The organism is Bradyrhizobium iriomotense (assembly GCF_018130765.1).
Taxonomy (GTDB): domain Bacteria; phylum Pseudomonadota; class Alphaproteobacteria; order Rhizobiales; family Xanthobacteraceae; genus Bradyrhizobium; species Bradyrhizobium iriomotense_A.
The window spans coordinates 71,677-84,459 of sequence record NZ_JAFCJZ010000022.1; the positions used below are offsets into that span (position 1 = coordinate 71,677).

A 12,783-nucleotide genomic window follows, 5' to 3' on the forward strand; every position below is an offset into this window, starting at 1 on the left:
TTGCGACGATCTTCCCCGAACCGGTTGAGCAAAGGCCAATCGGCCGCTAGCGTGCGGCGGAATCGGGGTTGGCAGGGACTATGGCGGAAGAGTTACCCGGAACGGACGTCGCGGCTGAAGCGGCTGGCGGAGATGCATATCCCGCGGCGGGGGGACCGCTGTTGCGCATCGAGGGCGTCGCCAAGGCCTTTGGGACGTTCCGGGCCGTGGACGGCGTGTCGCTCGACATCAAGGCCGGCGAGTTCTTTGCGCTGCTGGGTCCCAGCGGCTGCGGCAAGACCACGCTGCTGCGCATGCTCGCCGGCTTCGAGGCGCCGGACGAGGGACGCATTCTGCTCGGCGGCAAGGATATCGCGCAGGCGCTGCCGCATGAGCGTCCGATCAACATGATGTTCCAGAATTACGCGCTGTTTCCGCATCTGTCGGTGCGCGACAACATCGCCTTCGGCCTGAAGCGTGCCGGCATGGCGCGCGCCGACATCGCCACGCGCGTTGCGGAAATGGTCGCGCTGGTGAAGCTCGAAGGGCTGGAAAAGCGCAAGCCCGACCAGCTCTCCGGCGGCCAGCGCCAGCGCGTGGCGCTGGCGCGCGCTCTGGCGCGCCGGCCGCAGCTCCTGCTGCTCGACGAGCCGCTTGCCGCGCTGGACAAGAAGTTGCGCGAAAACACGCAAGGCGAGCTGATGGAGCTGCAGCGCCGGCTCGGCATGACCTTCATCATCGTCACCCACGACCAGGAGGAGGCGATGACGATGGCGAGCCGGATCGGGGTGATGAAATCAGGCAAGCTCGCCCAGGTCGCGAGCCCCCGCGAACTCTACGAGGCACCGCGCTCGCGCTGGATCGCGGAGTTCGTCGGCGACATCAATCTGTTCGACGGCGAGTCCAAATTGCGCGACGGTCATCGTCTGGTCATTGGCACGCGTGACGCGGGTGCGCTGGTGGTGGCCGAGCCGCGCGAGCCGGTCGGCGCGGGAAGATTTTCAGTGGCGATCCGCCCCGAGAAGGTCAAGCTCTCGCGCCGCGCTCCCGCGAGCGAGGCCGGTCGCGAGACGGCGATCAACACCCTCGACGGCGTCATCGCCGACATCTGCTATCTCGGCGGCACCACCACCTACAAGGTGAAGCTCGATACCGGCGGGATGCTGCAGGCCTCCGTGGCCAACAGCGCACGCATCGACGTCGACGCCTACAGCCTGAACCAGCATGTCGTCGCCTGGTTCACGCCCGACGATTGCGTGGTGCTGCCGTCATGAGCTCCCGCCGTATCTTCGCGCGACCGGCGCGCTTCGCTGCGATTGCACCCTACGTCTGGATGGGGCTGTTCTTCCTGGTGCCGTTCGCCTTCGTGCTCAAGATCAGCCTGTCGCAGACCGCGATCGCGCAGCCGCCTTACGAGCCGGTGTTCGATCTGGCTGCAGGATGGGACGCGCTCAAGGCGGCCTTTGCAGCGCTCTCGATCGACAATTTCAAACTGCTCGGCTCCGACGACATCTATGTGTTCGCCTATGTCCGCAGCCTTACCGTCGCAGTGACGGCCACTGCGCTGCTGCTCCTGATCGGCTATCCCATCGCCTATGGCATGGCGCGCTTGCCAAAACGCTGGCAAGCGGTGGCGATGGTGCTGGTGATCGTGCCGTTCTGGACCTCGTTCCTGATCCGCATCTATGCCTGGATCAACATCCTCCAGCACGACGGCCTGCTCAACCAGATCCTGCTGGCGCTGCATCTGGTCAGCCAGCCCGTGGTGTGGCTCTCCACCGACACTGCAATGTATCTCGGTATCGTCTATTCCTACCTGCCGTTCATGATCCTGCCGCTCTACGCGACGCTCGCCAAGATGGAGCCGGTGCTGGAGGAGGCGGCCTCTGATCTCGGCGCGCCGCCCTGGCAGGTGTTCTGGCTCGTGACCTTTCCGCTGTCGCTGCCCGGCGTCGGTGCCGGCGTGCTGCTGTGCTTCATCCCCATCGTCGGCGAGTTTGTGATCCCCGATCTCTTGGCCGGCTCCAATTCGCTGATGATCGGCCAGACCCTGTGGCTCGAATTCTTCACCAACAAGGACTGGCCGGTCGCCTCCGCCGCGGCCATCGTGCTGCTGGTGGTGCTGCTGGTGCCGCTGCTGCTGTACGAGCGGCTGCAGAAGCGGCAACTCGAACAGGGAAGGTAGGGCGATGCGCAAGGTCTCCCGCCTGTCCCGCTTCAACATCGCCTCGCTGGCGCTGGGGCTGGCATTCCTTTACCTGCCGATCCTCATTCTCGTTCTCTACTCCTTCAACGCCTCGCGGCTGGTGACGGTGTGGGGCGGCTGGTCGCTGCGCTGGTATCGCGAACTCTTCAACGACCGCGCCATGATCGAGGCGGTCTGGATGAGCCTGCGAGTCGCGGTCTCCTCCGCGACCATCGCCACGCTGCTCGGCACGCTCGCAGCGGTGGCGCTGTCGCGCGGCGAGCGGTTCCGCGGCCGCACCCTGTTCTCCGGCATGCTCTATGCGCCGCTGGTGATGCCGGAGGTGATCACGGGCTTGTCGCTGTTGCTGTTGTTCGTTGCGCTGAACGCCGAGCGCGGCTTCTGGACGGTGACGATCGCCCACACCACACTGACGATGTGCTTCGTCGCCGTGGTCGTGCAGTCCCGTCTCGGCTCGCTCGACCGCTCGTTGGAGGAGGCGGCGATGGACCTCGGCTGCGACCCCGTCCGCGCCTTCGTCGCCGTCACCCTGCCGCTGATCGCGCCCGCGATCGTCGCCGGCTGGATGCTGGCCTTCACGCTGTCGCTCGACGATCTCGTGATCGCGAGCTTCACCACCGGCCCCGGCTCGGCGACACTGCCGATCCGGATCTATTCGGAGGTGCGGCTCGGGGTGAAGCCCGAGATCAACGCGATCTGCACGCTGGTGATCGCCCTGATCGCGGTCGTGATCGTCATCGCCTCGCTGGCCTCAAAACTGTCGAGTTCGCAGGGCGAGAGCGCGGCGCCGCTGTAGTCGTCCGACATGCCATGTATGGTGCTTAGGCACCCGACATAGTTAACAATTCATATAGCTTATCTGGCTATCGTCGCCTCGCTTGGGGAAGAGGGGCGATGAAGCGGCTTTATATTGGTGTGGCCAGCACTGTTCTGGCGTTACTCTGTCTTGCTGTTCGACCGTCGGCCGGTGCGACGCAGATGGTGTCGCTGCTGTACAATGGCTCGCCGCAGTCGCCTCAGCAGATCGGCTCCGACGAATTTCGCCGCAAGCTCGCCGAGCTCGCACAGGGCCGCATCATCCTCGATGAACGCTCTGGCAACGCGCTGGGCAGCGAGACGGCGATCCTTGCCGCGATGCGCAGTGGTGTGGTCGACATGGCGACGCTGTCGGGCTCGGTCGTCAGCTCCACCGTTCCGGAATTCGGCGTATTCGACGTGCCGTTCCTGTTCCGCGATGCTGCGCAAGCCAAGGCGGTTGCAGAGGGGCCGGTCGGCGCGCTGTTCGCCAAGCATTTCGCCGACAAGGGGCTGGTGCTGCTCGCGATCGGCAAGCAGGGCTTTCGCAACGTCACCAACTCGAAGCGGCCGATTCATTCTCCCGCGGACCTCCGCGGCCTGAAGATCCGCGTCCTGCCCAACGAGGTCTATCAGATGACCTTCAAGGCGCTGGGCGCCGAGGTCGTGCCGATGGAGTTTACGCAGGTGTACTCCGCGCTGAAGGATGGCCGCATCGACGGGCAGGAGAACCCTGTCATGACGATTGCCACCAGCCATCTCGAGGAGGTGCAGAAATACGCTAGCCTGACCGGGCATTTCTTCGCACCGATCGCTTTCGTCGCCAATCGCGAGGTGTTCCAGGCCCTGAAGCCCGCCGACCAGGCCGCCATCATCGCCGCAGCCAAGGCTGGTGCGGAGGCGACCTGGCAGAGTGGCGTCGCGGAGGAGACAAAGAAGCTCGAGGAGCTGCGCAAGGCCGGCATGGAGATCATCGAGAAGGTTGATCGCCAACCCTTCATCGATGCCGTGAAGCCGCTGGAGCCCGAATTCGAGAAGCGCTTCGGCAAGGATCTGCTCGCCCGGATCCGGGCTACGCCGTAATCGCGGGAAACATCATGAACCTGTCATTGCTTCTGTCGCGCATCGGCATCCGCCCGCGCATCTTCGGCGGCTTCGCGCTGGTCCTGGGTTTCCTCTGCGTGCTGGCGCTGCTTGCCGTCATGCGGCTGTCCGAGATCGGTGGCACCGTCGGAGAGCTTGTCACCAGCGCCGATGGCGATGCCGGCATGGCGAGGGTGCACGCAGCGCTGCTCTCGTCGAATGTCACCGTCGAGAAATTCATCCGCACGCGCAATATCGGCGACCGCGATAGCGCCATGAAGGCGATCGACGGCTTTGGCCAGACCTTCGATCAGGTCGATCAGCAATTCGCCCGCCTGCCGGCGATTGCCGCCGGTCGCAGCGCGCTGGTGGATGCGCTCGGGACCTACCGAAAATCCTTCACGGCGGTCGCCGCCGCCGTCGATCGTCTGCGCACCGCAAGCACCAAGAGCGAGGCCCTCGGCGCCTCGGCAGGCCTCGACGTCGGCGCGATCAATGTCGCGCTTGCCAACCAGCCCGACCGTCTGCTCCAGCCGCTGCGCCTGGCCGGGACGGTGGATGCGATGCGCGTCTCGGTGCTGCGTTTCACCATCACCCAGGCGCAGGTCGACGCCGACGATGCCGGGATGACGATCGGCTATGCGCTGGCCGCGGTGGCCGATAGCGAGGCAGAGATCGCCGATGTCGAGGCGCCGCGACTGAAGAATCTGATCGCGGCTCTGAAGAAGGTGCTCGCCGATCAATCGGCGACGCTGACGCAGCTGTCAGCCGCGATGGGCGAACTGCGCAAGGCGCAGGCCGATCTCGTCAAATCCAGCAGCGCGATCGACGCCAAGGCGGCCGAGATCAGCCGGGCCCTTGGCGCCACGCGCACCGAGCAGAGCCGGCTGACGGCTGGATCGGTCGAGCAAACCCGCAATCTCGTGTTTACGGTGGCCGCGTTCGCGCTCGTTCTCGGCGCATTGCTGGCCTGGCTGATTGGACGCAGCGTGTCGCGCCCCATCGGCCAGATGACTTTGCGCATGCAGAGCCTCGCGGCGGGTGAGCTCGATGAGGCGATCCCGGGCGGCGGGCGCGGCGACGAAATTGGTCACATGGCCGGCGCCGTCGAGGTGTTCCGTCAGAACGCGCAGACCGTCCGGCGCATGGAGCAGGAGTCTGCCGCGCAGCGCGCCGCGGCCGAGACGGAACGCGCGGCGATGATGACGCAGCTCGCCGACCGCTTCGATCGCGGCATGGAGGGCGTCATTGGCGGCGTCTCAAGCCGCGCCGAGGAGATGGGACAGAGCGCCGGAAGCCTCGCCCGCGTCGCCGAGCGCGGGCGCTCGCTTGCCGAGCAGGTCGCCGCGACGTCGGCCCAGGCGTCCTCGAATGTGCAGACCGTTGCGGCCGCGACGCATCAGCTCGCCGCCTCGATCAAGGAAATTTCCAGCCAGGTCGCGCGCTCCGTATCGGTATCGGATCAGGCCAAGGAGGAGGCCTCACGGACCGAAGCGCTGATGCGGGCGCTGTCGGATTCAGCCGAGCGGATCGGTACGGTGGTCCAGCTGATCCAGGCGATCGCGAGCCAGACCAACCTCCTTGCGCTCAACGCCACGATCGAATCCGCGCGGGCCGGCGATGCCGGCAAGGGTTTTGCCGTGGTCGCCAACGAGGTGAAGAGCCTCGCAACCCAGACTGGGCGCGCCACCGAGGAGATCGCAGGGCTCGTCGCCGAGATCCAGGGCTCGACCGGACAGTCGGTTGCTGCGATCGGCCAGATCGGCAGAACCATCGCCGAGATGACGGAGATCGCGACGACGATTGCCTCAGCCGTCGAGGAGCAGGGAGCAGCAACCAGCGAGATCGCGCGCAATGTCGAGCAGGCCGCGAACGGGACAGCGGCGGTGACCGACCAGGTCGGCGCCGTCCGCACCGTGGCCGGCGAGACCGATGCCGGTGCCGAAGCCGCACTGACGGCCGCCTCGGCCTTGCAGGATCAGGCACGCGCGCTCAAGAAGGACGTCGCGGAATTCCTGCAGACCGTGCGCAAGGCGGGGTGATCAGCGCGACCGGGGAGCTCGTTTCGAGGCTTTTGTGCCTGTCGAGCGCGACCGCGTCGCGGTGACCGCGACGGGCCCGGCGTAGCGTGCGCGCACTGTGTCCTGGATGGCGGATCCGAGCTGGCGCAGCGCGAGGCTGTTGAGCGGAAACTCCAGCAGGATGTGGATCAGGCTGAGCGCCAGCAGGAAGGTGAAGCCGAACGCATAGTCGTAGAAATAGAGCGCGGTGGACGCCGCGCTGGCGGCGGCCATCGCCGCCAGCCGCGCCTTCGGCACCGCGGTCCAGCGGATCACGTCGGCTTTGATGAACCAGTTGAGGTAGTGATAGGTGTAGACGAAGGCGAGCAGGCTGGTCAGCCTGGTGTCGAGCACGAGGCCGGGCACGCCGAACAGCCGGCTAAGTGCCGGGCCGACATTGCCGAAATAATCCTGCCCGACGCGGGCGAAGCTCGCGATCCGGATTTCGGCGGCCGGTGGCAGCAGCAGGATCGTGGCGATTGCGACGAGGTAGATCACCACCAGCCCAGCCTGCACGCGGCTGCCGGACCGATAGGCGCCGAGCACCATGAAGATCAGCGTGAACAGCGAGACGTGGATGAGCGTCGGAATCAGGATGCCGATGACGGCGAGCGACGATCCGCTCGAATACATGATCGCGGACAGGGCGATCGCCACCATGAACAGCAGCATGCTCTCGATCGCCGTGGCGGTCGCCGCCAGCATGGCGCAGACGACCAGCGCGCCCCACATGGCGAAGCCGAACCACGAGGCGTTGTCGATCAGCGCCGCGACCACGGCGACGATGGCCAGGACCACCGCAATCCCGCGGTGAGGCAGATAGTAGCTGCGATCATGCAGCCAGGAGATCTCGGTGAAATAATGTGCCGGGCCGAGCACGACATAGGCCAGCAGCAACAGCTCGAACGGCACCAGATAGGCCGCCGCGAGCGCCAGCAGCATCAGGCCGAGATGGATCGCGTCGTTGCTGCGCATGCTGCCGTGCCCCGGAACATTGGGGCACGGAGGTTAGAGCAGGCGCAGACAACCCGCAATTGCTCGCGTCGTCGCTCAAGCGCTGTGCTTGCGGCGACCCGACGCGTCCTCTCGCGTCAGGACTTCACCGCGCCCGCCGTGAGCCCGCCCACCATGTAGCGGCGGAAGGCGTAGTAGACCGCGGCCGGCGGCAGCGCGTAGATGAAGCCGGTGGTCATGAGCAGTTCCCACGGCGAGTCGTCGGCGGCGAGGAAGTTGCCGAGCGCGACGGGGAGGGTGATCTCACGGTCGTTCGAGAGCAGCAGGAACGCGTAGAGATATTCGTTCCAGGCCAGCAGCACCGCATAGGTGCCGATCGCGACCAGCGAGGGCATCATCAGCGGCAGATAGACCAGGCGGAAGATCTGCAGCGTGGTGGCGCCGTCCATGACCGCGGCTTCATCGAGCTCGACCGGCAGCTTGTCGGAAGCCTGCTTGAGCACCCAGATCGCATAGGGGCTGGCGATCGTCACCATGGCCAGGATCAGCGACCAGTGATTGTTGAGCAGGCCGTAATTGCCCATGGTGCGATACATCGGCACCGCGAGGAACGCTGCGGGGATGAAATAGGTGAAGAGCGCGAGATTCAGCACCATGCGCCCGCCCGGCACCTTCAGCCGCGAGATCGAGAACGCCGCAGCCGTAGCGATGAACAGCGTCAGCACGCCGACGGCCGCTGCGATCAGCGTCGAATTCCAGAACTGGACGTAGAAGTCGCGCAGGAAGTAATGCTGCTGCTTGAACACGATCTCGAAGTTGTGCAGCGTCGGATGGTCCGGCCACAGCTTGCCCGAGAACGCGTCCTCCTTCGGCGAGATCGCGAACAGGAACATGTGGTAGATCGGGATCATCGTCCACAGGAAGACGGGAATGCCGATCAGGAGCAGCCGCGCTTCCGTCGCGACGTCACGGAGAGAGGGAAGCTTCATCGCGACAACCGTTTCATCATGAAGTACACGAGCGGCAGGACGAACGGCATCGCGCAGACGATGGAGGCCATCGCGAGCGAGAGCTGGTCGAGCCGGAGATAGCGGATACCGAGCGTCGACAGCACGTGGGTGAGGTCGGCCGGACCACCGCCGGTGAGCAGGTAGACGCTGTTGAAGTCGCCCAGCGTCCAGATCATCGAGAGCAGCGTGCAGGTCACGTAGAGCGTCTGCATCGACGGCCAGGTGATGTAGCGGAATTTCTGCCACAAACTCGCGCCGTCCACCTCGGCAGCCTCGAACAGGTCGTGCGAGATCGCAAGGCGTCCGGTGATCAGGATCAGCGTCCAGAACGGTAGCGACTTCCAGATATGAACGCCGATCGCCATGCTGAGCGCCACGGTCGGGTCGTTCAGCCAGTTCGGGCCGTCATCGCCGGTGAAGGAGAAGATGAGGTGGTTGATGACGCCCCACTCGGGATTGAGCATGAAGCGCACCGACAGGATGGTCGGGATCGACGGCACCGCCCAGGGCAGGATGAAGATCACCGAGAGCCATTTGATCCAGGTGCGCTGCTGCGCGAAGAAGCCGGACAGGAGCAGCGCGATCAGCATCTTGATGTTGATGCCAATGACCAGGAAGATCAGCGTGTTGACCGCAGCGCGCGCAAAGATCGGATCGTTGTACAGCGCGACATAGTTCGCGGGAGCCCGCGCCAGCCACAGCCCGTAGCAGACGGGATAGACGACGAAGGCAAGGAAAACGAGCAGATAGGGCGCGAGCAGAATGATGCCCCAGACCTGCGCCGGGGTCAGCCGCGACGACAGGGGCGGGCCGGGGAGTGCCTGATCGCCAGAGAGCGTGATCGCCATTCTTTCGGACTCTTTAAAAAGGACTTCCGGCCGCACGAGGCGGCCGGTGTTAGCGTTTCACCTCTCCCCGTCAGAACGGGGAGAGGGCGGGCAACACTTAGCCTGCGACCTGCTTGATGCGGGCGATCAGTTCGTCGACGGCCTTGTCGACGGGGACCTTCTCGCTGACGACGCGGTTCATCGCCTTGGCCCAGACGTTCTCGTTGTTCAGAATCGTGAACTTCCAGTTCTTGGTGAAGTCGAACGCCGCGGTGCCGCCCTTGAACTGCGCGTAGACGGCCTTGCGGTGCTTGTCAGCCTGCCAGAACGGGCTTTCCTGGCTTTCCTTCGTCACCGGGAACCAGCGGCCGAGAGCGCCCTCGATATAGGGACGAACGTTCTCTTCCTGGAGCAGGAAGCTGATGAACTGCTTGGCCTCGGCCTTGTTCTTGGCCGCGGTGAAGATCAGCCCGGTCTTGACGTCGGAGCGGTAGCGGATGGTCGAGCCGTCCGGCCCCTTCGGGAAGGACGCCGTGATGATGTCCTGCTCATAGGCCTTCTTGCCGGCGTCGCGCTGCTCCTGGGTCAGGGCCTGGTTCTGGGAGTCCTCGAACCACTTCGCCGCGATCGAGATCGTGAAGTTGTGGGTCATCACGATGGTCTTGTTGTGGAAGGCGACGTTGTTGTCGGGGTCCTTCCAGGTCGTCGAGGAGGGCGGCGTGCAACCCTTGATATAGGTGTCGGTGTAGTCCTTCATCGCCTTGATCAGGTTCTCGCGAACCGTGGGATCGTCGACCAGGAGCTTGCCGTCGTCGTCGACCAGCTTGACGTGGTAGGCGTCCATGAAGGTGTAGAACGACTGGAAGGCGTCGGTGGATTCCACGCCCATCGGCTGGCCGACGGCGTAGATGCGCTGGCCGGTGGCCTTGCGGATCGCCGGCTGCACCTTGTCGCACCAGAACGTCCAGTAGCCCGTCCAGTCGTTCGGGATGTCGCTCTGCTTGAAGCCGGCCTTCTCCAGCATGTCGTTCCAGATCTGGACGTGCATGCTCTGCTGCTTCAGCGGGAAGCCGTAATAGGCCTTCTTCTTGGTGACGTCGTTATAGAGGATCGAGGCGTCCAGCGTGTTCTGCACGAACCGGTCCTTGATCGGCTGCATGACGTCCGTGAGGTCCTCGAGCTTGCCCTCATAGGCCCACTTGCCCTGGGCCTGCACGTCATAGGAATCGGAATAGGCCACATCGGGCACGGTGCCGGCATCGAGGGCTGCCACCGTCTTCGGAATCATGTCCTGGATCGCGTATTGCGACAATTCGACCTTGATGCCGGTCTTGGCTTCGAATTTCTTGATCGTATCGATCAGCGCGTCGTCTTCGGAGCGATAGAAGCCCTTGCCCCACCAGACCGTAATCGTCTTCTGCTGTGCAAAGGCAGGTGCGGTGACCGCGAACAGCCCAACCGCAGCGACCGCCAGTGACACTGCGCCAATAACCTTGGATCTCACGTTTTTCTCCCTCAAACGGCCGGTGTTTTTAACCGGTCAAAAAAACACTAGCGCAGGATGGTAGCGCGATCAACGCATCTTGTCGGACCCAGGTCGTAGGGTGTCGGGTCCGAGGAGATGCACAATGCAGGCATCGATCCAATCGCCGCATCAATTCAGCCGGATCAATTCGTGATGGTCGGCCTGCGCGTGATGATCGCCGTCCTCAGTTGGACTTCACCTTAGTTCGACTTCGCGCCTTCCTTGGCGTTCTCCGCCGTCGGCGATTCCGCCGGTGCGGGACGCTTGCCTGCGCCGGTGATGCGCTCGATCGCGGAGCGCACGGCATCGCTGCCCTTGCGGTCCTTGAGCATGTCGAGCAGGGGGGCAGAAGCCGGCGAGCGGCGGATCAGGCTTTCCGGATCGGGGAAGATCAGGGGATCATCCCAGGGCCCCTGCACCACGAAGGGCAATTCGAAGCCCGACGCACTGTTGAGGCTCGCCACGCCCTTCATGTCGTATTCGCGCGTCGGCACCGATGCGGTGCCGGTGAGCGTGATCTTCGCCGCGGGCCCTTCGACGCGGATGTCTTCGGCGGTGGCGATGCCGTCGGAGAATTTCACCGCGATGGTGAGCTTGTCGTAAGGGGTCGAGCCGCTGCGGAAATTGCCGCCGCCCGACAGCGGCCGCCGCTCCAGCCGCTTCAGGAGCTGCTCGGCGTTGAAGCCCGCGATGGCGCCGTCATGCCCGGTGACAGTGGCGCTGCCGTCGAGCGACTGCACGAGGCCGAACGGGCTCGAGCCGGAGGCAAGGAGGGAGACGTTGATGTTGCCGCGGCCGGACAGCTTGTTGAGGCCGAACAGCTCGGTGGCGCAGGCCTGCAGGTCGACGTCGGTGAATTGAAACTGCGCCTTGATGTCGGCGACGCTGTCGGCGCGCGCGATGCCGAACGAGCCCTTGGCGATGCCGCCATAGACCTGGGCTTCGCCGACCGAGAGCGCCAGCGTGCCGTTGCGCAAATTGGCGCCGATCGCGGTGCGGCCGAGCTTCGTCGGTCCGACGGTCAGCCGCGCCGCCGACAGGCGCATGTCGAGGTCGGTGGTCGACAGCCCGTTGAGATCGAACAGCTGCCTGTTCCAGTCGCGGGCGCCGCTCGCGAGCAGGCGGAAGGTCGAGATATAAGGTGTGAAGTCGAGCGCGTCGGCGGCGAGCGTCGCCTGCAGCGTCTGCCGGCCGTTATTGGCGTAGGTCATGACGCCCTCGGCGGTGTTGCCGTCGAGCTCGACATTGACATTGGTGAGCGCGATCGAGGCGCCCACCACATTGGCGCGCGCTTTCAGCGCGAAGCGGCCGAAGCCGCCGCTGGCCGGCTGTGGCTGTCCGGTCCAGCGCAGCGCGTTGCGCAAGGACGGGCTGTCGATGGTGAGGGTGCCCTCCATCATCGGGCTGGTGCGGTTGGCGACGCTGCCGTCGAAGGCAAGCTTGAGCGGCGCGCTGGCGATCCGCGCCTTCAGGCCGGACCGGTCGCCGGAGAGGGCGGCGACGAAATCGGAAAAGCTGATCGAGCCGTCGACGCGCTCGCCGCGCCAGTCGAACTGTCCCGTCGCGGCAAAGGAGCGCGAGATCGACGGCCAGGCCAGCGACAGGTCGATGTCCTCGAACTTCTCGGTGGCGTGGGTTGCGGCGTCCTCGTAATTGAGTACGCCGTCCTGGATCCTGATCTCGGAGAACGACACCTGGTTGTCGGCCCCGGGCTTCATGGTGCGCGCAATGGTCTGGATGAAGGGCGTCCAGTTGCTCTCGCCGTCCGGCTTGAGGCTGATATGGATGCGCGGCCTGAGCAGCGTCAGGTCGGCGATCTCGAACCGCTGCAGCAGCAGCGGCAGCAGCCGCAGATTGGCGGTGAGCACGTCGACGTGGAGCGCGGGATCGCTGGTGCCGCCACCCTTCAGGCCGACGTCATGGAAGGAGATGTAGCTCGCCGGCAGCACCGAAATGTCGATGCTGCCCGCGACATTGAGCTCAAGGCCCGTGACGTCGCGGATCTGCGCCTCCACGGCCTTGCGCAGCGCGTCGCGGTTGATGAGCCATGAGGTCGCGATCAGGGCGATCAGCGCGACGCCGAGCAGCGCCGCGATCGGCGTCCCGAGGCGCTTCATTCCTTGGGCCATGGTCAATGGCATGTCCTGATCGGGTTGGTTGTTGGATCCAGAAGGGCGGGCCGGGAGACCTGCGCGCCCCACGCCCAAGGTTTGTTAGGCTACAGGGTTTGTTAGGCTACAAGTTTTGTCAGGTTACAAGTCTTGTTAGGTTACAAGTCCTGTTGCGTTAAGTGCCGCAACTTGATGGGTTTTCTTGTCGCTTTCAAGGCCGCGGGCGGTTCTGC

The 12,783-nt window shown here is 64.8% G+C and carries 10 protein-coding genes; 5 read left to right on the top strand and 5 right to left on the bottom strand.

What is annotated here, in order from left to right; translation table 11 throughout:
* Nucleotides 1-80: 80 nt before the first annotated feature.
* From JQ635_RS30440 to JQ635_RS30460, 5 genes are all read left to right on the top strand, one after another.
* Entirely contained in the window at nucleotides 81-1,253 is a 1,173-nt protein-coding gene (locus JQ635_RS30440; RefSeq protein ID WP_211413484.1) for an ABC transporter ATP-binding protein, read from the top strand.
* Nucleotides 1,250-2,164, top strand: coding sequence for an ABC transporter permease (locus JQ635_RS30445; protein ID WP_211413485.1), 915 nt, complete (start codon nucleotides 1,250-1,252; stop codon nucleotides 2,162-2,164). The genes JQ635_RS30440 and JQ635_RS30445 overlap by 4 nt, the downstream gene beginning before the upstream one ends.
* Nucleotides 2,165-2,168: 4 nt before the next feature.
* Nucleotides 2,169-2,981, top strand: a complete 813-nt coding sequence (locus JQ635_RS30450) for an ABC transporter permease (protein WP_211413486.1) — start codon at nucleotides 2,169-2,171, stop codon at nucleotides 2,979-2,981.
* Nucleotides 2,982-3,079: 98 nt separating this feature from the next.
* Nucleotides 3,080-4,063 (top strand): TRAP transporter substrate-binding protein, encoded by a 984-nt coding sequence (locus tag JQ635_RS30455; protein WP_433996581.1) that lies wholly within the window; start codon nucleotides 3,080-3,082, stop codon nucleotides 4,061-4,063.
* A gap of 14 nt (nucleotides 4,064-4,077) precedes the next feature.
* On the top strand, nucleotides 4,078-6,105 hold the full coding sequence (locus JQ635_RS30460; protein WP_211413487.1) for a methyl-accepting chemotaxis protein: 2,028 nt from the start codon (nucleotides 4,078-4,080) through the stop codon (nucleotides 6,103-6,105).
* On the opposite strand, the gene JQ635_RS30465 is transcribed toward JQ635_RS30460, so the two are convergent.
* The 5 genes from JQ635_RS30465 to JQ635_RS30485 all read right to left on the bottom strand — a co-directional run bounded on the left by JQ635_RS30465 (nucleotide 6,106) and on the right by JQ635_RS30485 (nucleotide 12,568).
* The gene (locus tag JQ635_RS30465) at nucleotides 6,106-7,098 is read right to left on the bottom strand and encodes a hypothetical protein (protein WP_211413488.1); all 993 of its coding nucleotides are present in this window, start codon (nucleotides 7,096-7,098) and stop codon (nucleotides 6,106-6,108) included.
* A gap of 116 nt (nucleotides 7,099-7,214) precedes the next feature.
* Nucleotides 7,215-8,066: a carbohydrate ABC transporter permease gene (locus tag JQ635_RS30470; protein ID WP_018641536.1), complete on the bottom strand. Its 852-nt coding sequence runs from the start codon at nucleotides 8,064-8,066 to the stop codon at nucleotides 7,215-7,217.
* On the bottom strand, nucleotides 8,063-8,935 hold the full coding sequence (locus JQ635_RS30475) for a carbohydrate ABC transporter permease (RefSeq protein ID WP_211413489.1): 873 nt from the start codon (nucleotides 8,933-8,935) through the stop codon (nucleotides 8,063-8,065). Before JQ635_RS30475 ends, JQ635_RS30470 begins: the two co-directional genes overlap by 4 nt.
* Before the next feature lie 97 nt (nucleotides 8,936-9,032).
* Entirely contained in the window at nucleotides 9,033-10,418 is a 1,386-nt protein-coding gene (locus tag JQ635_RS30480) for an ABC transporter substrate-binding protein (RefSeq protein WP_211413490.1), read from the bottom strand.
* Nucleotides 10,419-10,639: 221 nt separating this feature from the next.
* The gene (locus tag JQ635_RS30485) at nucleotides 10,640-12,568 is read right to left on the bottom strand and encodes an AsmA family protein (protein ID WP_211413552.1); all 1,929 of its coding nucleotides are present in this window, start codon (nucleotides 12,566-12,568) and stop codon (nucleotides 10,640-10,642) included.
* Nucleotides 12,569-12,783: the final 215 nt, after the last annotated feature.

What these genes read in the sequence shown, in the direction of transcription:
- JQ635_RS30440 (WP_211413484.1), top strand. Translation starts at nt 81, where the DNA reads ATGGCGGAAGAGTTACCCGGAACGGACGTCGCGGCTGAAGCGGCTGGC.
- JQ635_RS30445 (WP_211413485.1), top strand. Translation starts at nt 1,250, where the DNA reads ATGAGCTCCCGCCGTATCTTCGCGCGACCGGCGCGCTTCGCTGCGATT.
- JQ635_RS30450 (WP_211413486.1), top strand. Translation starts at nt 2,169, where the DNA reads ATGCGCAAGGTCTCCCGCCTGTCCCGCTTCAACATCGCCTCGCTGGCG.
- JQ635_RS30455 (WP_433996581.1), top strand. Translation starts at nt 3,080, where the DNA reads ATGAAGCGGCTTTATATTGGTGTGGCCAGCACTGTTCTGGCGTTACTC.
- JQ635_RS30460 (WP_211413487.1), top strand. Translation starts at nt 4,078, where the DNA reads ATGAACCTGTCATTGCTTCTGTCGCGCATCGGCATCCGCCCGCGCATC.
- JQ635_RS30465 (WP_211413488.1), bottom strand. Translation starts at nt 7,098, where the DNA reads ATGCGCAGCAACGACGCGATCCATCTCGGCCTGATGCTGCTGGCGCTC.
- JQ635_RS30470 (WP_018641536.1), bottom strand. Translation starts at nt 8,066, where the DNA reads ATGAAGCTTCCCTCTCTCCGTGACGTCGCGACGGAAGCGCGGCTGCTC.
- JQ635_RS30475 (WP_211413489.1), bottom strand. Translation starts at nt 8,935, where the DNA reads ATGGCGATCACGCTCTCTGGCGATCAGGCACTCCCCGGCCCGCCCCTG.
- JQ635_RS30485 (WP_211413552.1), bottom strand. Translation starts at nt 12,568, where the DNA reads ATGGCCCAAGGAATGAAGCGCCTCGGGACGCCGATCGCGGCGCTGCTC.